Below are 1,081 nucleotides of genomic sequence, written 5' to 3' on the forward strand. Positions count from 1 at the left end.
CAAAAAGTACATGAATATGAAGCACCTGGAGGCTGCCGTTGAGGACGCCTCCATTGCTGGCTGACTTCATTCATTCCAGAGCCTGCAAACCAATTTGCGCAAAATCCTTGACACTACCCAGCGAATAGCCAATCTCGCAGTGAAGGAAAGCTCTCATTAGAACAGGAATCGTGTAGGGCAAGTGATGCAGGTGAAAGAAATTTCAGTGCGTCTTGAAACGCTTGACGGTACCAGGCCCTTATAGGGCCTAATCAAGCCTCCGGCTAAGCATTAATCTCATTAAGATAGCCACCCCAACGAAACCGCTTCCGGGAGAGAATCTCAGAGGCGGTTTCGTAAACACGTACATCAGAAAAGAGGACACGGCAAAAGCGCGGAGTTTCCTCCGTGAAAAACGAATGTGAAATAACCTCAAATCATCCGGTACTGAAAACTGGTCGGGCGCTTCACACGCATATTCCCCGGTTTTTGCCGGCCAGGCCGGACGGGAAGCAGGAACTTTGCAATCAAAGACTCCACTTTGTCCACAGGAACAAAGCCAGGCAGGAACTCCCGTGCAATGTGAGCGGCGAAAGCGGCGTTAATGTGATAGACATGGGTGCCTTCCGGCTGGGTAAAAATGGTGTGGAGACGAAGCAGGGAAGCAAAGTTATAAAACGTCATCCTGGAAAATATATCCTTCTTGATGAATGGGCGCTTTTTGGCATGAAAGTGTGTCAGCGTAAGGGTGTATTTCAAATCTGAACAGGACCAGTAAAAACGGGCAGTGACAAAAGACCCCCTGATGTAGGAAAATAAACTACATCGGGGGGTCTTGTTATGGGGAAACGGAATTACACACACGTTCAAGCGTTGCTGCCTGAAATCAAGGCTATGCCGGCCGAGGGAAAAACGCAGCGGGAAGTTGCAGAATACTATGGCTCCCAGAATAAGCGGGTGGGGAAAAGGCTGCTTGAGCGGGAGCGGAGAAAAGAACGCAAGCTGGAAGCCGGGATCCTTCCACGTCCAAAAGGACGGCCAAGGAAAGATGCTGCTCCCAGAGACATTGCAGCAGAGCAGGCCTGTGAGATCCAGCGACTGC

General features: G+C 50.3%; 2 protein-coding genes. One reads left to right on the forward strand and one right to left on the reverse strand.

The features are described 5' to 3' along the window. Positions 1-411 precede the first annotated feature (411 nt). Positions 412-663 carry a hypothetical protein gene (locus tag H8S57_RS17155; RefSeq protein ID WP_207723847.1) on the reverse strand — a complete coding sequence of 84 codons (252 nt, stop codon included), beginning with the start codon at positions 661-663 and terminating at the stop codon, positions 412-414. A 156-nt stretch (positions 664-819) separates the two neighbouring features. On the opposite strand from H8S57_RS17155, the gene H8S57_RS17160 reads away from it, so the two are divergent. Continuing rightward, on the forward strand, positions 820-1,081 hold a 262-nt coding region (locus H8S57_RS17160), incomplete at its 3' end, for an imidazolonepropionase (RefSeq protein ID WP_207723848.1).

It is taken from the genome of Lawsonibacter hominis, assembly GCF_014287895.1.
In the GTDB taxonomy this organism is placed as follows: Bacteria; Bacillota; Clostridia; order Oscillospirales; family Oscillospiraceae; genus Lawsonibacter_A; species Lawsonibacter_A hominis.

Coding starts and splice junctions, on each gene's coding strand:
- H8S57_RS17155 (WP_207723847.1), bottom strand. CDS start 663: ATGACGTTTTATAACTTTGCTTCCCTGCTTCGTCTCCACACCATTTTT.